The sequence below is a fragment of the Streptomyces sp. DH10 genome, assembly GCF_029813805.1.
GTDB classification, from domain to species: domain Bacteria; phylum Actinomycetota; class Actinomycetes; order Streptomycetales; family Streptomycetaceae; genus Streptomyces; species Streptomyces coeruleofuscus.
Genome location: NZ_JARVKU010000002.1, coordinates 615,237 through 635,488 on the forward strand (window position 1 = coordinate 615,237; position 20,252 = coordinate 635,488).

Annotated in this window: 20 protein-coding genes; 17 read left to right on the top strand and 3 right to left on the bottom strand. The window is 72.2% G+C overall.

Annotated elements, in window-relative coordinates; translation table 11 throughout:
* Positions 1 to 56 precede the first annotated feature (56 nt).
* The 6 genes from QC385_RS06465 (at position 57) to QC385_RS06490 (ending at position 5,422) form a co-directional block, all read left to right on the top strand.
* The gene (locus tag QC385_RS06465; RefSeq protein WP_279540286.1) at positions 57 to 416 is read left to right on the top strand and encodes a hypothetical protein; all 360 of its coding nucleotides are present in this window, start codon (positions 57 to 59) and stop codon (positions 414 to 416) included.
* Between the two features lie 132 nt (positions 417 to 548).
* Positions 549 to 1,691: a PLP-dependent cysteine synthase family protein gene (locus tag QC385_RS06470; protein WP_279540287.1), complete on the top strand. Its 1,143-nt coding sequence runs from the start codon at positions 549 to 551 to the stop codon at positions 1,689 to 1,691.
* Positions 1,688 to 2,989 (top strand): MFS transporter, encoded by a 1,302-nt coding sequence (locus QC385_RS06475; RefSeq protein ID WP_279540288.1) that lies wholly within the window; start codon positions 1,688 to 1,690, stop codon positions 2,987 to 2,989. The genes QC385_RS06470 and QC385_RS06475 overlap by 4 nt, the downstream gene beginning before the upstream one ends.
* 188 nt (positions 2,990 to 3,177) lie before the next feature.
* Complete coding sequence (locus QC385_RS06480) at positions 3,178 to 3,630, top strand: DUF6153 family protein (RefSeq protein ID WP_279540289.1); 453 nt, start codon at positions 3,178 to 3,180, stop codon at positions 3,628 to 3,630.
* Positions 3,631 to 3,718: 88 nt separating this feature from the next.
* On the top strand, positions 3,719 to 4,426 hold the full coding sequence (locus QC385_RS06485; protein WP_279540290.1) for a DUF305 domain-containing protein: 708 nt from the start codon (positions 3,719 to 3,721) through the stop codon (positions 4,424 to 4,426).
* A 129-nt stretch (positions 4,427 to 4,555) separates the two neighbouring features.
* Positions 4,556 to 5,422, top strand: a complete 867-nt coding sequence (locus QC385_RS06490) for a F510_1955 family glycosylhydrolase (protein ID WP_279540291.1) — start codon at positions 4,556 to 4,558, stop codon at positions 5,420 to 5,422.
* A gap of 14 nt (positions 5,423 to 5,436) precedes the next feature.
* Here QC385_RS06490 and QC385_RS06495 read toward each other — a convergent pair whose 3' ends face one another.
* A complete protein-coding gene (locus QC385_RS06495; RefSeq protein WP_279540292.1) occupies positions 5,437 to 6,327 on the bottom strand; it encodes a DUF5134 domain-containing protein in 891 nt (296 codons plus the stop codon).
* A 212-nt stretch (positions 6,328 to 6,539) separates the two neighbouring features.
* Between QC385_RS06495 and QC385_RS06500 the strand changes: the two genes are divergently transcribed.
* Positions 6,540 to 7,382, top strand: coding sequence for a MurR/RpiR family transcriptional regulator (locus QC385_RS06500; RefSeq protein ID WP_279540293.1), 843 nt, complete (start codon positions 6,540 to 6,542; stop codon positions 7,380 to 7,382).
* Positions 7,383 to 7,484: 102 nt separating this feature from the next.
* On the top strand, positions 7,485 to 8,069 hold the full coding sequence (locus tag QC385_RS06505) for a hypothetical protein (RefSeq protein WP_279540294.1): 585 nt from the start codon (positions 7,485 to 7,487) through the stop codon (positions 8,067 to 8,069).
* Positions 8,070 to 8,168: 99 nt separating this feature from the next.
* Here the strand turns inward: QC385_RS06505 and QC385_RS06510 are convergent, their stop codons facing one another.
* Entirely contained in the window at positions 8,169 to 9,551 is a 1,383-nt protein-coding gene (locus QC385_RS06510; RefSeq protein WP_279540365.1) for a diaminopimelate decarboxylase, read from the bottom strand.
* Between the two features lie 212 nt (positions 9,552 to 9,763).
* Between QC385_RS06510 and hutU the strand changes: the two genes are divergently transcribed.
* The 5 genes from hutU to QC385_RS06535 all read left to right on the top strand — a co-directional run bounded on the left by hutU (position 9,764) and on the right by QC385_RS06535 (position 15,729).
* The gene (gene hutU, locus QC385_RS06515; protein ID WP_279540295.1) at positions 9,764 to 11,428 is read left to right on the top strand and encodes a urocanate hydratase; all 1,665 of its coding nucleotides are present in this window, start codon (positions 9,764 to 9,766) and stop codon (positions 11,426 to 11,428) included.
* A 71-nt stretch (positions 11,429 to 11,499) separates the two neighbouring features.
* Entirely contained in the window at positions 11,500 to 12,702 is a 1,203-nt protein-coding gene (locus tag QC385_RS06520; protein WP_279540366.1) for an allantoate amidohydrolase, read from the top strand.
* Entirely contained in the window at positions 12,693 to 14,045 is a 1,353-nt protein-coding gene (locus tag QC385_RS06525; protein WP_443032843.1) for a formimidoylglutamate deiminase, read from the top strand. Before QC385_RS06520 ends, QC385_RS06525 begins: the two co-directional genes overlap by 10 nt.
* On the top strand, positions 14,042 to 15,331 hold the full coding sequence (gene hutI / locus QC385_RS06530; RefSeq protein ID WP_279540297.1) for an imidazolonepropionase: 1,290 nt from the start codon (positions 14,042 to 14,044) through the stop codon (positions 15,329 to 15,331). Before QC385_RS06525 ends, hutI begins: the two co-directional genes overlap by 4 nt.
* A gap of 74 nt (positions 15,332 to 15,405) precedes the next feature.
* Positions 15,406 to 15,729 carry a hypothetical protein gene (locus QC385_RS06535; protein WP_279540298.1) on the top strand — a complete coding sequence of 108 codons (324 nt, stop codon included), beginning with the start codon at positions 15,406 to 15,408 and terminating at the stop codon, positions 15,727 to 15,729.
* A gap of 71 nt (positions 15,730 to 15,800) precedes the next feature.
* Here the strand turns inward: QC385_RS06535 and QC385_RS06540 are convergent, their stop codons facing one another.
* The gene (locus QC385_RS06540) at positions 15,801 to 16,727 is read right to left on the bottom strand and encodes an RNA polymerase sigma factor SigF (protein WP_167537354.1); all 927 of its coding nucleotides are present in this window, start codon (positions 16,725 to 16,727) and stop codon (positions 15,801 to 15,803) included.
* 238 nt (positions 16,728 to 16,965) lie between these two features.
* Here QC385_RS06540 and QC385_RS06545 point away from each other — a divergent pair, with 238 nt between their 5' ends.
* The 4 genes from QC385_RS06545 to QC385_RS06560 all read left to right on the top strand — a co-directional run bounded on the left by QC385_RS06545 (position 16,966) and on the right by QC385_RS06560 (position 20,232).
* Entirely contained in the window at positions 16,966 to 17,343 is a 378-nt protein-coding gene (locus QC385_RS06545; RefSeq protein ID WP_279540299.1) for an STAS domain-containing protein, read from the top strand.
* Positions 17,344 to 17,586: 243 nt separating this feature from the next.
* Positions 17,587 to 18,141 carry an ATP-binding protein gene (locus tag QC385_RS06550; protein WP_279540300.1) on the top strand — a complete coding sequence of 185 codons (555 nt, stop codon included), beginning with the start codon at positions 17,587 to 17,589 and terminating at the stop codon, positions 18,139 to 18,141.
* 327 nt (positions 18,142 to 18,468) lie between these two features.
* Positions 18,469 to 19,170 (top strand): LPXTG cell wall anchor domain-containing protein, encoded by a 702-nt coding sequence (locus QC385_RS06555; protein ID WP_279540301.1) that lies wholly within the window; start codon positions 18,469 to 18,471, stop codon positions 19,168 to 19,170.
* Positions 19,171 to 19,200: 30 nt separating this feature from the next.
* Positions 19,201 to 20,232 (top strand): hypothetical protein, encoded by a 1,032-nt coding sequence (locus QC385_RS06560; RefSeq protein WP_279540302.1) that lies wholly within the window; start codon positions 19,201 to 19,203, stop codon positions 20,230 to 20,232.
* Positions 20,233 to 20,252 lie beyond the last annotated feature (20 nt).

The following is a 20,252-nucleotide window of genomic DNA, read 5'->3' on the forward strand; positions in this document are numbered from 1 at the left end:
CATGCGGCTCTTCCTCGGGGCGCCGACTCGTCTCGGCGATCCGCGGTGCCCTCGTGATGGCACTCGCGCTGTGCGCCGTCCTGCACGGCGTGCCTCAGGAGACGCACGAACCGGTGCCCGTGCCCGCCGGATTCTCGCTGACGGCCGCGGGCGAGGACCCGCATGGGCCTCACGGGCCCCACGGTCCGCACGGCCCTCACATCCCCGACGGAGCCGCGGACTGTGCGGCCGACGTGATCCTCCGGACCGCGGCCCAGCCGGCCGACGAGCTTCCCCTCGGCGCGCTGGCCGTCGTCGTACTCGTCGCCGTGTCACTGGCCGTGGGGAGACCCCTCGCACGGCATGTCCACCGCAGACGCCGCGGCGCACGCACCGGTCGCGTGGAACTCGTCGTCACGTCTCGGTGGCGCATCTAGACCACTCGCTCGCAGCCGACCGACCTACGGCTGCCGCGTGCCCAGGGCGCGCGGACCCGCGTCCGCCGCCTCGCCCTGGGGCGCGAGATGAACCCGCACCGGCATACATCGAGCGAGAGTGAACACACAGACATGCAGTCATTGACCAAGGCCGCGATCCCCTCGGGCCGGTCCGCCCTGTCCGGGCTGGTGGGCAACACCCCGCTGCTGCGGGTGTCGGAGCCCCTGGCCCCGGCCGGACGTGGCTTCTGGGCGAAGCTCGAAGGGTTCAACCCCGGCGGTATCAAGGACCGTCCGGGCCTGCACATGGTGGAGCGGGCCCGGGCCCGTGGCGAACTGCGGCCCGGCGGACGGATCATCGAGTCCACCAGCGGCACCCTGGGCCTGGGACTGGCTCTGGCCGGAATGGTGTACGGCCACCCGGTCACCCTGGTCACCGACCCGGGTCTCGAGCTGTCCATGACCCGGCTGCTGACCGCGTACGGAGCCCAGGTCACCGTCGTCTCCGAGCCGCATCCCACGGGCGGCTGGCAGCAGGCCCGCCGTGAACGCGTCCAGCGGCTGCTGGAACAGCACCCCGGCTCCTGGTGCCCGGACCAGTACAGCAACCCCGACAACGTCGCCGCCTACACCCCGCTGGCCCTCGAACTCGCCTCCGAGATGGGCCACATCGACCTACTGGTGTGCAGCGTCGGCACCGGAGGCCACTCGGCCGGCGTCTCCCGGGTCCTGCGCCAGCTCTACCCGGAGCTGACCGTCGTCGGCGTGGACACGATCGGCTCGACGATCTTCGGCCAGCCCGCCCGGCCCCGGCTGATGCGCGGACTCGGCTCCAGCATCTACCCCCGCAACGTCGCCTACGAGAACTTCTCCGAGGTGCACTGGGTCGCCCCGCACGAGGCCGTGTGGACGTGCCGCCAGCTGGCCGCCTCCCACTACGCCACCGGCGGGTGGAGCGTCGGCGCGGTCGCGCTGGTGGCCGGCTGGCTGGCCCGGACGATGCCCGCCGACGCACGGATCGTCGCGATCTTCCCCGACGGCCCTCAGCGCTATCTGGGAACGGTCTACGACGACGACTACTGCGCCGCCCACGGCCTGCTGGACTCCCCGCCGTTGCCAGAACCGGAGCTGATCGGCCGCCTGGACGAGAAGGAGGTCACCCGCTGGACCCGGTGCACCACCGTGGTCGATCCCCTCACGCTGCTCAGTGCGGAGCAGGACGGCACCGAGGACGTGCCCGGCGGCGAGTCCGACACTGCGGAGGAGGGCCGGTGAAGGGGCTGCTCACCCAGGTCCGGTCGTACGAACGCAGCGTCCAGCTGTTGATGGTGAACCAGTTCACCATCAACCTCGGCTTCTACATGCTGATGCCCTACCTGGCCGCCCACCTCTCCGGCACCCTCGGGCTGGCCGGCTGGATCGTGGGACTCGTCCTCGGCGTACGGAACTTCAGCCAGCAGGGCATGTTCCTGGTCGGCGGCACGCTCGCCGACCGGCTCGGCTACAAGCCGATGATCGTCGCCGGGTGCGTGCTGCGCACCCTCGGCTTCGCGACGCTCGGACTGGTCGATTCCCTGCCCGCCCTGCTCGCCGCCTCCGCGGCCACCGGGCTGGCCGGTGCGCTGTTCAACCCGGCCGTACGGGCGTACCTCGCGGCCGACGCGGGCGAGCGCAGGGTCGAGGCCTTCGCGTTGTTCAACGTGTTCTACCAGGCAGGCATCCTGCTGGGCCCGCTGGCGGGCATGGTGCTGACGGGGGTGGACTTCCGCGTCACCTGCCTGGTGTCCGCCGCGATCTTCGCGCTGCTGAGCGTCGTACAGATCCGTGCGCTGCCCGCCCGGCGGCCCGAGGACGCCAAGCGGCAGGCCGGCGACGGCGGTCAGGGCGTGCTCGCCCAGTGGCGGGGCATCCTCGCCAACCGCCCGTTCCTGCTCTTCTCCGTCGCCATGATCGGTTCGTACGTGCTGTCCTTCCAGGTCTACCTGGCGCTGCCCCTGGAGGTGCGCCGGCTCGGCGGCGACGGGGAGTTCGGCACGGCGGCGGTGGCCATGCTCTTCGCCGTCTCGGGGCTGACCACGATCCTCGGCCAAACGCGGGTGACGGCGTGGTGCAAGGAGCGGTACGAGCCCGGCCAGGCGCTCGTGCGCGGGCTGGCGGCGATGGGCCTGGCCTTCGTGCCCCTGCTGCTCGCCACCGCCGTGCCCGTACCGGAGGCCGGGATCGGGCTGTGGCTGCTCGCAGCGGTTCCGCCGACGCTCGCCGCGCTGCTGCTGGCCATCGGCACGATGATCGCCTACCCGTTCGAGATGGACACCATCGTCCGCCTCTCCGGTGACCGCCTCGTCGCCACCCACTACGGCCTGTACAACACGATCTGCGGCATCGGCATCACCGTCGGGAACCTGGGCACGGGCGCCGCGCTCGACGCCGCGCGGGCGGCCGGGATGCCCGCGCTGCCGTGGATCGCGCTGACCGTGCTCGGCCTGGCGTGCGCCGCCGCCCTGTACGGCCTGCACCGCACCGGCCGACTGGCGGCACAGCCCGCTGCCGAGCCGCTGGGCGCGACCGTCTGACCCACCGGTCCTCAGGACCAGGGGCGGGGCACCGCACGGTGGCCGGCCCCTGGCCCTGCCCTGGCGTCGACGCCGCCGAGCAGAGCGACAAGAGGCGTACGAGGACCGGGACTCGTCCGAATCCGAGCGGTGGCGGTTAAGTCCCAACTAACTTAGTAGTATTCCGTACGTCGAGTACGGAGGGCGAGTTGACCAAGAGCGGGCGGCTGTGGGCAGGCGGGGCCTTCGGGTACCTCCTGTTGGTCGCCATGCTCACGCTGGGCGTGCTCGCCATGCACACGATGGGGCACCCGGACGAGTCGCACGGGCGTGGCATGACCGGCGCTGTCGGCGGTGCCGAAGGCACGCGACACGACGGCATGGCCCGGCACGCCGCGCCCCTGGACGACCCCGAGCCCGAGCAAGGGACCACGGCGTCGGCCGCCAAGTCGCCGGTGCACGAGCTCCCGGGCGGCATGGACCCGATGTCCGTGTGCTTGGCGGTTCTCACCGTGTGGCTGCTCGGGCTGTTCCTGCACGCGCTGGTGGTCCGCCGGGAAGAGCGGCTGACCGCCCTGCTCGCTCGATCGATGGCCTTGGCGCGCCCCGGTACTCCACCGCCGAGACCGCTCCTCTCCCAGTTGTCAGTTCTGCGGATATAGGCCGAACCGCCGCGCGGCCCTTTCCGTGCCGCCCGCGCAGACGCCCACTCCGCACAGCCAGAAACTGACGACAAGAGGTATTCCGTACATGACCGCCTACAAGCACGCCCTCAACCGTCGCCTGAGCCGCCGTCTCGCGGTGGTGGGCGCCATCACAGCGGGCGGGCTGCTGCTCGCCGCCTGCGGCGGGGACGACATGAAGGGCATGGACCACGGGAGCGGCAGCTCCACATCCGCCTCCGCCTCGCCGACCCGGTCGACGGGGAAGAGCCCCGCGCCCGGCGCGTTCAACGACGCGGACGTGATGTTCGCGCAGATGATGATCCCGCACCACGAGCAGGCCCTGGAGATGTCCAAGCTCGCGGACGGCCGGGCCTCCGACGCGGAGATCAAGACCCTGGCCGCGGACATCGAGAAGGCCCAGGACCCCGAGATCCAGACCATGAAGTCCTGGCTGAAGGCCTGGGGCAAGCCGGAGTCCGCCGGGGAGAGCATGCCCGGCATGGACCACGGATCCGGCGGCATGGACCACGGGTCCGGCGGCATGGACCACGGGTCCGGGATGTCCGGAATGATGTCCGACGAGGACATGAAGAAGCTCGAGGCCGCCAAGGGCACCGAGTTCGACCGGATGTTCGCGGAGTTGATGATCGAGCACCACAAGGGCGCGATCACCATGGCGGAGGACGAGCGGAAGAAGGGCCGTGACGCCACGGCCAAGAAGCTCGCCGCCGACGTCGTGAGGACCCAGTCCGCCGAGGTCGCGAAGTTCGAGAAGATCCTCGACCGGCTCTGATCCGCATCACCCACCGACCGCCCGGGGCTCCGAGGCGAACCCGAGGAGCCCGGGCGGTCACCTCCCCATGCCGGACCGGCCGTGACCGGCGGTCGCCGCTCCCGCGCACCCGTACGCCTCCGAGGAGTCATGAACAAGCGCCCTGCCGCCGTGGCAGCCTCCGCCCTGGCACTCACCCTCACCCTGGCCTCATGCTCCGACACCGGAGACAGCAAGGACCCGGCCGGCTCGCACGCCACCTCCGGTACGACCGTCAGCCACATCCACGGTCTCGGTCTGGACCCCGGCGACCAGCGCCTCTACGTCGCCACCCACGAAGGCGTCTACACCACCGGCCCCAAGGGCGAGCCCGAGCCGGTGGGCGACAGCAGGGACGACTTCATGGGCTTCACCGTGGCCGGTGACAAGACCTTCTACGCCAGCGGCCACCCGGCCTCCGGCGGCAACAAGGGGCTCATCAAGAGCACCGACGCGGGCGAGACCTGGGAGTCGCTGTCCCTGTCGGGCGAGTCCGACTTCCACGCCCTGGAATCCGCCCACGGCACCGTCTACGGCTACGACTCCACCAACGGCCTGGTCCGCAGGAGCAAGGACGGCGTCTCCTGGAAGGACGGGGCCCGGCTGGAAGCACTGGACCTGGCGGTCAGCCCCAGTGACCCCGGCGTCGTCCTGGCCACCACCGCCGAGGGCGTCGCCCGCAGCGGCGACGGCGGACAGACCTTCGCCCCGGGGAAGGGGCCGGTGATGGCCTTCCTCTCCTGGACCGCGAAGGACGGCCTGTACGGCATCGACAGCTCCGGCGGCCTCAACCGCAGCACGGACGGCGGCACCACGTGGAAGAAGGTCTCCACCGTGCCGGGCGGCAGGCCGCAGGCGCTCACCGCCGTCGGGGCGGAGCATGTCCTCGCCGCCACCCAGACCGGGGTGTTCGAGTCGAAGGACGGCGGCAGGACGTTCAAGAAGCGCCTGGCCGTCACCTCGAGCGACGGCCACTGATCCCCGACGGGCGGTCAGGCGACCATCATGACGAGCATGGCGCACATCGTGCCGCCCATGCCGATATGGGCCGTCAGCGCCGCGCCCGGTGACGTGCCCGGTGGGCGACGGCGGCTCCGGTTGCCCGCTGCCGCGTGGGCCCGGCGCCTGTCGCCTCCCGGCCGTGCCCTGTCCCAGACGGAGAGGGCCAGGGACGCGGCGAACACCACGATCGCGTCGGGCAGGGCGAGGAGCCGCCGCGCCCAGCGGCCCTTGCCCGCGGCGCGGCCCGCACCCGCCGGCCGGTCGGTGCCACGGAGCCGCGCCCACACGGCCGCGACGATCGAGAGCAGGAAGTACACGGCCAGGGCGATCAGGACGGCACGCCACACGGAAGCGGAGTCCGCCGACGCGGAGCTGTGGGCCGCGCCGCTCGTCATGCCGTGGGCGGTCATCCCCGAGGAGTGGTCCATGCCCTCCATCCCGGCCATCCCCGCGCCGGTGTCGGATCCATGCCCGTGCCCGTGACCCATGCCGGCCATCGAGTGCCCGCCCAACGCGAGGACCGGAGCGGAGTTCGTACCCGGCATGGCGAGCGTCATGATCACCATGGCGGCACTGCCGATGATGTGATGCGCCCAGCGGCGGCCGTGTCGCCATCCGTGCAGCCGGGTGTGGCGTACGGACAGGGCCACGCCGCCCAGTCCGACCGCGGTGAACGCCGCCACCCACCACAGACCGTGGTCCCCGAAGCCGGCCGCCGTCGCGGGCAGGAACATCGCGGCCATGCCGCCGGCCATGACGAGGTCGCCTCCGGCCGCGAACCGGGCCTCTCTGCTGCCGGCGGCTGCCAGCCGGGCCGCGCTCACGACGGCCACGAGTGCGGCGACCGCCGCCAGCATCCAGTTGAGGGTCGGACTTCCCATCGCTGCCCTCCGCATCGACTACGGATGCCCTTAGTACGTAGGCGTACCGAGAGATGTCTCAGCGGCAGGGAGCTCTTTCCCCGAGGACGGAAAGACCGAAGGGCCAAGGACCGAAGGACCAAGGACCAATGACCGAAGCTCTCCTCCGCTTGCCGGTCTGCATATGCTCATGCAGAATCCTCAGCTACTGAATAGGCGAGGGGGAGCACGTCATGAGCGTGACCGACAGCCCTGCCGCGCGGTTGCAGGCGCTCTTCGAGGGCCACCGGCTGACGCCGACCCAGCGGCGCATCGCACACAGCATGGTGCGGCGAGCCGCCGACGTGCCGTTCCTGTCGAGCGTGGAGCTCGCCGAGCTGGCCGGGGTCAGCCAGCCGTCCGTGACCCGCTTCGCCGTCGCCCTGGGCTTCGACGGCTACCCGGCCCTGCGCCGCCACCTGCGCGAGGTCGCCCCCGCCGAACCCGCCGCGGACGCCGGGTCCTACAACGAGTACCAGCAGGCCGTCGAGGCCGAGATCGAGAACCTGCGGCACCTTGCGGAGGCCCTGGCCGACCCCCGCCCCGTGCAGCGGGCAGGGCGCATCCTCGCGGCCTCCCGGCCGCTCCCCGTGCTCGGACTGCGGGCGGCAGCCGCCCAGGCGCACGGCTTCGCCTACTTCGCCGCCAAGGTCCACTCCGACGTACGGCTCCTCAACGAGGGCGGCACGATGCTCCACGACCGCATCGACGCCGCCGTCCGGGCCGGTGCGACCGCACTGCTGTGCTTCGCGTTGCCTCGGCACCCCCGCGAGGTCGTCGACACCCTCGACTACGCCAGACAGGCCGGGCTGACCGTCGTCACGGTCGCCGACTCCGCCTTCGCACCGGTGGCCAAGGTGTCCGACCTGCTGCTCCCCGCCGCCGTCGGCACCGGCCTCGCCTTCGACACGGCCTGCGCCCCGATGCTGCTCGGCCGGGTCCTGCTGGAGGCGATGTGCGACGACCTGCCTCAGGCCCAGTCCCGCCTGGAGGAGTTCGACGTGAAGGCGGCGGCCCGGGGGCTGTTCGTCGACTGACCGCACGGGCACCGCATTCTCAGACTCGTCTCACGTTGTGTCGCTAACGTGTTGTTCCTGTAACGCCCTTCAGGCGCTTCGCAGACCGGACGGAGGATGAACGTGACGCGCGGAGGACAGGGACTGGCTCGGGTGGCCGTCGTCGTACGGGCGGGGGCGGCACCGCTGTGGTGGCTGGGTGTGGTCGCGGCGGGCATCGGCCTGCTGCCACAGGGACTGACGGGCCGCCGCATCGGCGTCCTGGCCGGGGCGGCACTGTTCGTCCTGGCGACGGCCGCGGTGGCCTACGAACGCCGCAAGCGTTACGTCACCCTCGCCGCCTGCGCGGCCCGCGCCGGCAAGCACGACATCCTCCAGGACCGCGCGGTCACGTCACGCAACTGGCGCCGCCACCACCGCTGGTGGCTCGTCCTCGCCTTCCTCGCAGCCCTGGGCAGCGCCTTCGCCGTCCCCGCCGCGGCCGGCCTGCTCATGGCCGGCTGCGGCGCGGGGCTGTGGCTGAAGGCCGCGTGGCTCGGCCGCCGCGAGCGCGCGGACGAGGTGCTGCTGTGGGTGCGGGTGGACTGGCTGCGCGGGGGCGCGGGCGGCCCCGCGGGCAAGCGGGTCAAGTCGTACCGCAGCACGGGCATCGCGGCGGGCGACGCGGCCCCGGGCGGGGCGCGGAAGAAGACGCCGGCGCTCGTGTAACCGGGCAGGCGGAGGCCGACTCGGGGGCGCGGGGCTGCATTCGACATGCGGCTGACGCCGCGCGGGCGTGACCAGCCGCCACGACCCCGCAGCCGGGCGCTACGGAAGCCCCCGCGGCGCCCGGCCGCCGACCAACGCGTCGACCTGAGCCCCTCCGGACTCCGCCACGACCTCCTCGACCGTCTGCGCCTGGCGCACCACCGCGAAGGCGACACGCCCCTCTCCACCCGGCCCGAAGCCGTAAATCGCGGGCCGGACCAGCGAGTTGTACGCATAGTGGTGCGCGAAGTAGTACGCCCCCGTATCGAGCGCCGCCGCGAAGTCCCCCTGCTCCAGCAACGGCAGCGCACACCCCTCGGCCAGCAGGTCACCCGAGAAGCACGCCGGTCCGGCAACGTCCTGCACCACGGCCGGACCCTCCTTCGGGCGTCCCTTGGAGTCGTACGCGGCGATCCTCAGCGGCCAGGCTTGCGGTGCGTACACCGTCCGCGTCGCGACCTGCACGCCCGCGTGCGTGATCGCCACCGGCCGGCCGCCCGCGCTCTTGGCGTATTCGACCCGCGCCACGACCGTCCCGTGCTTCGCCAGCAGTGACCGCCCGAACTCCGTCACCAGTCCGTACCGCCCGTCGAACAGCCCGGGCACCTCCTCGGCCAGCGTCCGCGCGTACTGCGCGTACGTCGGCGTCGTCGCGTCCGACGCGAAGTTCACCGGCAGTCCGCCGCCGATGTCCAGCGTGTCGATCTGCCGCCGCCCCGCCCGCCGGTTGATCTCCTCCGCCAGCTCGTACGTCTCCGCCACGCCCCGCGCCATCAGGGACAGCGGGACCCCCTGGGACCCGGTGTGCGCGTGCAGCCGGGTCAGCCACGGCCGGTCCAGATACGCCCGGACGACCCACTCCCGGGCGCCCTCGTCGCGCAGCGCCACCCCGAACTTCGACGTCGCCGTGGCCGTGGACGTCGCCTCGATGGAGCCCCCGCCGATCTGCGGATTCACCCGTATCCCGAGCGGGGACCGGCTGATGGCGGACCTCATCAGGCCGTCGATGCGGTCCAGCTCCTGCGGATTGTCCGCGTTGACGGCGATGCCCAGGGCCAGCGCCTCGCGCAGTTCCCCGGGCGTCTTGGCCGGCGAGTCCAGCACCGTCATCTCCGGGCCGAGCCCCGCCGCCCGTGCCAGCGCCAGCTCGCCGGGGCTCGCCACCTCGGCACCGACGCCCTCCTCGCGCAGCAGCCGCAGCACCGGCACCAGCGGGGTCGCCTTCACCGCGAAGGCGTGCAGCACGGGCGTGCCCGGCACCACGACCGTGTCGAAGGCCGCCCGCAGCTGGGCCGCCGACTCCCGGATGCCGGTGACGTCCAGCAGCCCGACGATGGGGCGGTCGGGCCCGAGCAGCCCCTGCTCCACGGCGGCTTCTACCGCCTCGTCCCGCCGGGCCGCCCGCCCGGCGCCGGAATCGCCCACCCGACCGTCGTCACCCATGCCGTCCCCCGCCGCCCCGGCGTCCGCTCCGGCCGCCTCGGATCCTTCGATGTGTGCGCCCATGCATCCAGCCAAACATCCACGGCACCGCCGCGCCGACCCCCGGACGTATTGACTAGCTCTATTCAGATGGTCAGGATGTGAATAGTCGCAGCAACAATGACCGCAGCACCACCCGCCGGGAGCACCACGCACCCACCAGGAGGCAGACCATGTCAGGACCCCGCCCCGTCCGAGCAGCGCGCGGCACGGAAACGAGCGCCCTGGGATGGCAGCAGGAAGCCGCCCTGCGCATGCTCCAGAACAACCTGGACCCGGAGGTCGCCGAGCACCCCGACAAGCTCGTCGTCTACGGCGGCACCGGCAAGGCGGCCCGCGACTGGCGCTCCTTCGACGCGATGGTGCGGACGCTGCGGGGGCTGAAGCAGGACGAGACCATGCTGGTCCAGTCCGGCCGGCCCGTCGGCGTCATGCAGACCCACGAGTGGGCCCCGCGCGTCCTGATCGCCAACTCCAACCTCGTCGGCGACTGGGCGAACTGGGAGGAGTTCCGCCGCCTGGAGGCCCTCGGCCTCACCATGTACGGGCAGATGACGGCCGGTTCCTGGATCTACATCGGCACCCAGGGCATCCTCCAGGGCACCTACGAGACCTTCTCCGCCGTCGCCGCGAAGAAGTTCGGCGGCACCCTCGCCGGGACGATCACGCTGACCGCCGGCCTCGGCGGGATGGGCGGCGCCCAGCCGCTCGCCGTGACGATGAACGACGGCGTGGCGATCTGCATCGACTGCGACCCGCGCGCGATCGAGCGGCGCATCGAGCACCGGTACCTGGACGTCAGGGCCGACTCCCTGGACCACGCGCTGCGGCTCGCCGTGGAGGCCCGGGACGCCCGCCGCCCGCTGTCCATCGGCGTCCTCGGCAACGCCGCCGAGCTGGTGCCGCAGCTGCTCGCCATGGGCGCCCCGATCGACATCGTCACCGACCAGACCTCCGCCCACGACCCGCTGGCCTACCTGCCCCTCGGCACCGCCTTCGAGGACATGGCCGACGCCGCCGCCAAGGACCCGGCCGGCTTCACCACCCGGGCCCGCGAGTCCATGGCCCGGCACGTCGCGGCCATGGTCGGCTTCATGGACGCCGGCGCGGAGGTCTTCGACTACGGCAACTCCATCCGCGGCGAGGCGCAACTCGCCGGATACGACCGGGCCTTCGCCTTCCCCGGCTTCGTCCCCGCCTACATCCGCCCGCTGTTCTGCGAAGGCAAGGGCCCCTTCCGCTGGGCCGCCCTGTCCGGCGAGGCCTCCGACATCGCCAAGACCGACAAGGCGATCCTCGACCTCTTCCCGGAGAACGAGTCCCTGGCCCGCTGGATCCGCATGGCCGGGGAGCGGGTCCACTTCCAGGGCCTGCCCGCCCGCATCTGCTGGCTCGGCTACGGCGAGCGGGACAAGGCCGGTGAGCGGTTCAACGGCATGGTCGCGAGCGGGGAGCTGGCCGCGCCGGTCGTCATCGGCCGCGACCATCTCGACTGCGGCTCCGTCGCGTCCCCCTACCGGGAGACCGAGGCCATGCTCGACGGGTCCGACGCGATCGCCGACTGGCCGCTGCTGAACGCGATGGTGAACGTGGCGTCCGGGGCGTCCTGGGTGTCCCTGCACCACGGCGGCGGTGTCGGCATGGGGCGGTCGATCCACGCGGGGCAGGTGACGGTGGCCGACGGTACGCGGCTGGCCGGCGAGAAGATCCGGCGGGTGCTGACCAACGACCCCGGCATGGGGGTCATCCGGCATGTCGACGCCGGGTACGACATCGCGGAGTCGGTGGCTCAGGACAAGGGCGTCCGTGTCCCGATGCGTGAGGGTGACGAGGCGTGACCGAACCGAACGGCACCGGTTCGGTGGGGACGGGAGACTGCCCACAGCCTGGCGGCTCCTCCTTCCACCAGATGTGGCGCGACCTGCTGCCCATCGGCCGGCACCCCGCCACCCAGGGCTACCGCCGCTTCGCCTGGACCGGTGTCGACGGTGACTGCCGGGCCTGGTTCGAGGAGCAGGCCGCGGCCCGCGGACTGCGCTACGAGGTCGACCGGAACGGGAACCAGTGGGCCTGGCTCGGTGACCCCGCCGCCGGGGACGCCGTCGTCACCGGGTCGCATCTCGACTCCGTGCCGGACGGCGGGGCCTTCGACGGCCCCCTCGGGGTCGTGTCCGCCTTCGCCGCACTGGACGAACTGCGCGGCCGGGGCACGCGGTTCACCCGGCCCCTCGGCATCGTCAACTTCGGGGACGAGGAGGGTGCCCGGTTCGGGCTCGCCTGTGTCGGGTCCCGGCTCACCGCCGGGCAGCTCACCCGCGAGCAGGCCCACCGGCTCACCGACGGCGAGGGCGTGACCCTGCCGCGCGCCATGGAGGCGGCCGGATACGACCCCGACGCCATCGGACCCGACCCCGAGCGGCTCGACCGCATCGGCGCCTTCGTCGAACTCCACGTCGAGCAGGGCCGGGCCCTCGACCTGTCCGGCGACCGGGTCGGCATCGCCAGCGCGATCTGGCCGCACGGCCGGTGGCGGTTCGACTTCCGGGGCGAGGCCAACCACGCCGGCACCACCCGGCTCGCCGACCGGCGCGACCCCATGCTGTCCTACGCCGAGACCGTCCTCGCCGCCCGCCGCGAGGCCGAACTCGCCGGTGCCGTCGCCACCTTCGGCAAGATCGCCGTCGAGCCGAACGGCGTCAACGCCATCCCCTCCCTCGTGCGCGGCTGGCTCGACTCGCGCGCCGCCGACCAGGACAGCCTGGACGCCGTGGTCGCCGGCGTCGAGAAGGCGGCCGGGGAGTACGCCGCCGCCCATGGCGTCGATCTCGCCGTCGTGCGCGAGTCGTTCACCCCCGTCGTCGAGTTCGACCACGCCCTGCGCGACGAACTCGCCCGCATCCTCGGCAAGGACGCCGACCTCACCGTCCCCGTCCTGGGCACCGGCGCCGGACACGACGCGGGGATCCTGTCCGGGAGCATCCCGACCGCGATGCTGTTCGTGCGCAACCCCACCGGCGTCTCCCACTCACCGGCCGAGTCCGCCACCGAGGACGACTGCGTGGCCGGGGTACTCGCACTCGCCGACGTACTGGAAGGACTGGCGTGCAGGTGACCACAGCAGCCACGCGCACGTACTGGCTGGAGCACGCCTGGCTCGGCACGCACGTCGAGCCGGGCGTGGCCCTCGACGTGCGGGACAGCCGCATCACCGCCGTCCGCACCGGCACGGCCACCCCGCCCCCCGGCGCCGAGATCCTGCGCGGTCTCACCCTTCCCGGGCTGGCCAACGCCCACAGCCACGCGTTCCACCGCGCCCTGCGCGGCACCGTCCAGGTCGGCTCCGGCACCTTCTGGACCTGGCGCGAGGTCATGTACGCCACGGCCGCCCGGCTCACCCCGGACAGCTACCACGCCCTGGCCCGCGCCGTGTACGCCGAGATGGCCCTGGCCGGCATCACGGCCGTCGGCGAGTTCCACTACGTCCACCACGCCTCCGGCGGCACCCGCTACGCCGACCCCAACGCCATGGGCGAGGCCCTGATCGCGGCCGCCGCCGAAGCCGGGATCCGCATCACCCTCCTCGACACCGCCTATCTCTCCTCCGGCTTCGGACAGCCGCCCACCACCCCTCAGCTCCGCTTCTCCGACGGCACGGCGGAGGCCTGGGCCGAACGCTGTTCAGTTCTCAAGGAACGAGATCACGCGCGGATCGGAGCGGCGATCCACTCCGTACGGGCCGTGCCCGCCGACCAGCTGGCGACGGTCGTCCGATGGGCCGAGGATCGGCGGGCCCCGCTGCATGTGCACCTGTCGGAACAGACGGCCGAGAACGACGCCTGCCGGGAGGCCCACGGCCGCACCCCCACCCGGCTGCTCGCCGACCACGGCGTGCTCGGCCCCCGCACCACCGGCGTCCACAACACGCACCTCACCGACGAGGACATCGCCCTGCTCGGAGGCTCCGGCACCGGCACCTGCATGTGCCCCACCACCGAGCGGGACCTCGCCGACGGCATCGGGCCCGCCGTCGCCCTTCAGCGGGCGGGCTCGCCGCTCTCCCTCGGCTCCGACAGCCACGCCGTGATCGACCTGCTCGAAGAGGCACGCGCCATGGAGCTGAACGAGCGCCTGCGCACCCGTACCCGAGGCCACTGGACGGCGGCGGCCCTCCTGCGGGCCGCATCGGCGGACGGGCACTCGGCACTCGGCTGGGAGGACGCGGGCGCCCTGGAGCCCGGCGCGCTCGCCGACTTCACGACGATCGCGCTCGACTCGGTCAGGACGGCAGGGCCGCTTCCGCGGCTCGGGGCCGAGACGGCCGTATTCGCCGCGTCGGCAGCAGACGTGTCGCATACGGTCGTGGGAGGCCGGCACGTCGTACGGGACGGGGTGCACTCGCTCGTACCGGATGTGCCGCGAGCCCTCGCCGACGCCGTCGCAGCCCTGCGCGGATGACCCCGGGCCGCCCCTCCGAGCGGTCGGCCCCCGACCCCGACCCCACCGCCGACCAGGCCACCAAGGACGCCATGAGCAACGCGACGACCGTCAGCCCCGCCCACTCCGCGAGCACCGCGAGCACGCTCATCACCAACATCGCCGCCTTGGTCACCAACGACCCCTCCCTAGGTGACGGAACCCCCCTCGGACTGGTCCAGGACGCGGCCGTCGTCATCGAAGGCGACCGCATCGCGTGGACCGGTGATCAAAGCAAAGCACCCGCCACTGACAATCGGGTCGACGCCGGGGGCCGGGCGGTCCTCCCCGGCTTCGTCGACTCCCACTCCCACCTCGTCTTCGCGGGCGACCGGACGCAGGAGTTCAACGCCCGGATGTCGGGGCGGCCGTACAGCGCGGGCGGCATCCGCACGACCGTCGCGGCCACCCGCGCCGCGACGGACGAGGAACTGGAAGCCAACGTCACCCGTTACCTCGCCGAGGCCCTCCGCCAGGGCACCACCACCTTCGAGACGAAGTCCGGCTACGGCCTCACGACCGAAGACGAGTCCCGCGCCCTGCGCGTCGCCGCCCGCCACACCGACGAGGTCACCTACCTCGGCGCCCACATCGTCGCCCCCGAGTTCGCCGAGGACCCGGCCGCCTACGTCGACCTCGTCACCGGCGAGATGCTCGACGCCTGTGCCCCGCACGCCCGCTGGATCGACGTCTTCTGCGAGAAGGGCGCCTTCGACGGCGACCAGGCCCGCGCGATCCTCACCGCGGGCAAGGCACGCGGCCTGCACCCCCGTATCCACGCCAACCAGCTCTCCTACGGCCCCGGCGTGCGACTGGCGGTCGAACTCGACGCGGCCAGCGCCGACCACTGCACCCACCTGACGGAGGAGGACGTCGACGCCCTGGCGAACAGCCGCACGGTCGCCACCCTCCTCCCCGGCGCCGAGTTCTCCACCCGCGCCGAGTGGCCGGATGCCCGCCGCCTCCTCGACGCGGGCGTCACCGTGGCCCTCTCCACCGACTGCAACCCGGGCTCGTCCTTCACCTCGTCCGTCCCGTTCTGCATCGCGCTCGCCGTACGGGACATGGGCATGACCCCGGACGAGGCCGTCTGGTCGGCCACGGCGGGCGGCGCCGCTGCCCTCCGGCGCACCGACATCGGCCGCCTCACCCCGGGCGCGTACGCCGACCTGACGCTTCTCGACGCCCCGAGCCATGTCCACCTGGCCTACCGGCCGGGCGTCCCGCTGGTCAGCGGGGTGTGGCGCCGCGGAGAGCGTGTGGTGTGACCACCGGCTCCGGCACAATGCGGTGTCGTGTGTCGCGTCGGCGGACGACCGGCACGACACGAGGGTGGGGACGGATGGCAAAGCACTGGTCGGCGCCACTCCTGGTGAACGTGCTGCTCGGAATCCCGGGCGTGGTGCCGTTCTGGCTGCTGTGGTACCTCGTGGTGAACTGGCCGCTCGCCGAGCTCGGCTGGACCGTGCGGGAACCGACGGAGAACGACGGCATGGCCCTCTGGCTCGTGATCGTCGTCCCCGTCGTCACGCTGTACGGACTGATCTGGTGGCTCGCCAACATGCCGCTCCGGCGCAGGACGGCACTCGCTCCGCGCACGTACTGGCTGCTGAGCCTGGCGGCCCCGCTCGTCCCGACGGCCGCGCTGATCCTGAACCCCTGGTAGACCGCCGACGGCACGCGCCTTGGGGCGGGCCCTGAGGCCCGCCCCCGAAGGACACGATCACCTGGTGAGGATCACTCCTCGACAGTCAGCCCCTTGCGCAGCCGTACCAGCGTCCGGGACAGCAGACGCGACACGTGCATCTGGGAGATGCCCAGTTCCTCGCCGATCTCCGACTGGGTCATGCCCGCGACGAAGCGCAGCGACAGGATCTTCCGGTCGCGAGGGGGAAGTTCGGCGATCAGCGGCTTCAACGACTCGACGTACTCGATGCCTTCGAGCCCGTGGTCCTCGTAGCCGATGCGGTCCGCGAGGGCGCCCTCGGAGTCGTCCTCCTCCGGCTGGGCGTCCAGCGAGGAGGCGGTGTAGGCGTTCGACGCGGCCATGCCCTCGACGACTTCGTCATTGGAGATGCCGAGGCGCTCGGCCAGCTCGGTCACCGTCGGGGCGCGGTCCAGCTTCTGGGCCAGCTCGTCACCGGCCTTGGCCAGGTCGAGCCGCAGCTCCTGGAGCCGCCGCGGAACGCGCACGGACCACGAGGTGTCGCGGAAGAAGCGCTTGATCTCGCCGACGATGGTCGGCATCGCGAATGTGGGGAACTCGACACCCCGAGACAGCTCGAAGCGGTCGATCGCCTTGATCAGGCCGATGGTGCCGACCTGGATGATGTCCTCCATCGGCTCGCTGCGGGAGCGGAACCGGGAGGCGGCGAACTTGACCAGCGCGAGGTTCAGTTCGACGAGCGTGTTGCGGACGTACGAGTACTCGTGGGTGCCTTCCTCCAGCGACTCGAGGCGCTCGAAGAGGGTCTTGGACAGGGCCCGTGCGTCGACCGCGCCGACTTCCTCGTACGGGGGGATGTCCGGAAGTCCGGCGAGAAGGTCGTCCGGTGTGACGAGCGTCTCAACCTGCTCGATGGGATCCAGATGTTCCGGAGGGGGTGTCGACGTCGCTTCCTGGGTACGCGATGCGTCGAGCCGGGGTGACATGATGTCCTCCATCGTTCTCGGCATATGGCTGCCGGGGCCAGTACGTGCACTGCGGTGTGCGGCGCCTCCAAAGCCGGCCGTGTCGGTTACGTGTCCTTACTAGGCCTACCCGCTTTCCCGAGCCCACCGCAAGTGCGTTTTGTGGGCATATGTCCGTTTGTGCGTGGTTGTTCGGGTGTCGAAGCGTGGAGGGAAGGCGTAGTGTTCGTGGGCGTCAGGAGCAGTCACGACGTCGGGAGAGAGAGACGGCATGGACCGCGGGACAGTCGGCAGCGCACAGTCTGGCCGGCTTCTGGTGGAGGTGCGGGAAGAGGGCTCTAATGCCGTCGTGACCCCGGCGGGTGAGTTGGATCACCACACCGCCGATCTGTTGCGTGAGCCACTCGACGACTGCCTCTCCAAGGGATTCAAGCGTTTGGTCATCGACTGCGCGCGGCTGGAGTTCTGCGACTCCACGGGGCTCAACGTGCTCCTGGGGGCGCGGCTGAAGGCCGAGGCCGCCGGTGGTGGCGTGACGCTCGCCGGGATGCAGCCGGTGGTGGCACGCGTGTTCGAGATCACGGGTGCGGATGCGGTCTTCACCGTCCATGACACGCTCGAGGCGGCCCTGGCCGACGAGTCGGGCTGAGCGGCGGTGCGTCGGCGCGCCGAGCCTCGGCCATCCCCCTGTGACCGGTGTCCCACCCCCGTCACGCCCTTCGTATCGAATACGGGGGTGTTCCGCCGGTCCGCCCGGGCAGGAGACATCCTGAAACGGTCGCCCGTCAGGGCGGCGGGAGCGACGCGAAACCGTCGTGCCGCGCACCGCGTGACTGACTGTGTAGTGAATTTTTTGAATCGTGAACTGGTGAATCGGTGAGGTGAAGCGCTGATGAGCACCACCCGGCCCTACTCGCCGGGCGACCGCGGGCCGGAGCCCAGCGGCGCTTCCGGGGCGTCCGAGGGTTGCGTACCGGCGGGCGGTGCGTCCGGCCAGGGCGTGGCCGCGCCGTCCGGAGCCGCGGCACCGCCGGGAGGCCGGCAGGTGCGCCGGCTGAGCTTCGACGGGGCGAGCGGTGTCGTGCCGCTCGCCCGCGACTTCGCCCGCCAGGCGCTGTACGCGTGGGGCTGGCTGCCGGCCGCCTCCGCGGACCGGCGGGCCGCCGCCGAGGACGTGCTGCTCGTCGTCTCCGAGCTGGTCACCAACGCCTGCCTGCACGCCGAGGGGCCGGACCAGTTGTGGATCACCTGCGACAACAAGGTGATCCGCATCGAGGTCGCCGACCGGGGCAACGGCCAGCCGTCCCCTCGCACCCCGCACCGGGCGGGCCGCCCCGGCGGTCACGGTATGTTCATCGTCCAGCGGCTGTGCCTGGACTGGGGCGTCGTCCGCACGCCGGGAGTCGCCGGCAAGACGGTGTGGGCCGAACTGGGAGCCCCTGCCTGATCCGGCGGCGTTGCGCGCACGCCGGACGCGGATTCCCCCCTAGGCCGTTCGGGTGAAGGGGAGCGGGCAGTTCGTGCCTGAGTGCCTGAGTGCCTGAGTGCCTGAGTGCCTGAGTGCGTGAATGCCTGCGGCCCTGAGGCCTGCCTGAGTGTCTGGCCGTCCCACCGAACCTCCGCCACACATCCCCCCTTCGTCACCTCTCCGTCACCCCTCACCCGCCGGATCGCCACGGATCCGGCGCGCACGTGTCTTCCTTCCTCGACGCCCCGGGCGTACCTTGACGGCCCGATCTGATACCCCGTCAGGAACAGGAAGGGGAGCGGCACCGTGTCGTACCGCAATCGAACCGCCGCGCTCGCGTCCGCCGCGGCCCTGGCCGGCTCGGCGGTGTTGATGGCCGCCCCCGTGGCCCGGGCCGAGGTCGTCGACGTCAACTACCAGTGCAAGACGCCGATCGGCGACAAGAGCGCCGTCTCGCCCATCGACATCAAGGGTGCCAAGAGCGGCGACGGCTACCGGATCACCATGTCCTGGCAGAAGGGCGTCTCCTCCAGCCCGGTCGAACTGGGCAAGGGCGCGATGACGCCGAGCGCCACCATCGCCCTGGGCGGCGCGGACGGCGGCACCCTGACGGTGACCGGCCCCGCCAACGACGCCGCGATCCCGGCCAACACGCCGATCAAGATCAACGACTTGAGCGGCACGTACACGCCGAAGAAGAGCGGCGAGGTCACCTTCACGGCCGGCGTGCTCACCATCAAGGCGCTCGGCACGACGACCACGTGCACGCCGACGAACGACCCGGGCCCGTCCCTGACCCTCGACGTCACTGCCGCGAGCGGCGGCGGCACGACCGGCTCCACCCAGGGCGGCGGCTCCGGCTCGGGCTCCGGCGCCGGACTCCCGCAGACCGGCCCGGAGGACTCGGCCGTCGCCCTCGGCACCCTCGGCGGGACGGTCCTGCTCGCCGGCGCGGCCGGCGCCCTGTGGCTGACGCGACGTCACCAGGGGACGCGAGCACGCCACTGAGCGCACCCCGTACGACCGCTGGAGCCGCCGATGCCGTACGTCGTCCGTGTTCCGTACCTCTCAGTGCCCCTTCTGCTGGTGCTCCTGCTGGGCCTGGCGGGCGCCGGGCCCGCCGGGGCGGTGGACCGGCCCGTCGTCGCGCTGTCCAGAGCCCAGGCCGGGGCGGGCGGTTCGGTCACCGTCACCGGCAGCGGCTGGCGGCCGCGTGCCCTGCTGACGCTGCTGGTCTGCGGGCAGGCCGACCCGTCCCGGGGTGTGACCGGCGGCACCAACTCCTGCGCCAACGCCGACGGCCGGGCCGTCACCACCGACGCCGAGGGGCGGTTCCGCCGCGAACTGCCCGTCGTGGAACCGCCCGTGCCGTGTCCCTGCGTGGTGCACGCGGCGACGGTGACCGGGGCCGGGGCCGAGGCCGACGCGGTTCTCCAGGTCGCCGGGCACGCGGTCGAGCCGCTGCCCGCGGACCGGGCCGGGGGGCGGCTGTCCCTGCTCGAGGACACCCGGTTGCGCGGCTCCGGCGGGCTGCTGACCTGGTTCGGCTCCCCGCCCGCCCGGACGCTCGTGGTCACCGTCGGAAACGTCGGGACGTCCCCCGTGAAGAATCCCGTCTTCCAGGTCGGCACCTCCCACGGCGTGTTCGCCCCGCAGTGGCAGGACCAGCGCTGGCGCGGCACGATCCGGCCCGGCGGCAAGGCGCGCGTCGAACTCCCCGTGGAACTCGCGTCCGGGGCGCACGGCGACTACACCGTGTCCCTGAAGTACGGCGGCAAGGTCCTCGCCGAACACCCCTGGGGCGTGGGCCGCCCCTGGGGCGTGACCCTGTTCTGGGTTCTCGTCTGCCTGGTCGTCCCGGCGGCGCTGTTCCGCGCCGGCCTGGCCGTCGTGGACCACGCACGCCCCCGCCACCCCGTCCACGCGGCCCGCCCGCCCCGTCGCCGGCTCCCGCGCCTGCCCGCCGCGCGCCGGCCCTCCGGCCTGCCGTGGGTCGCCCCGGACGCCGAACCGCCGGGATCGACGAAGAGCATGAAGAAATCGGCGAACATGAAGCACACGCGGACATGAAGAAGGGCCGCCGCACCCCA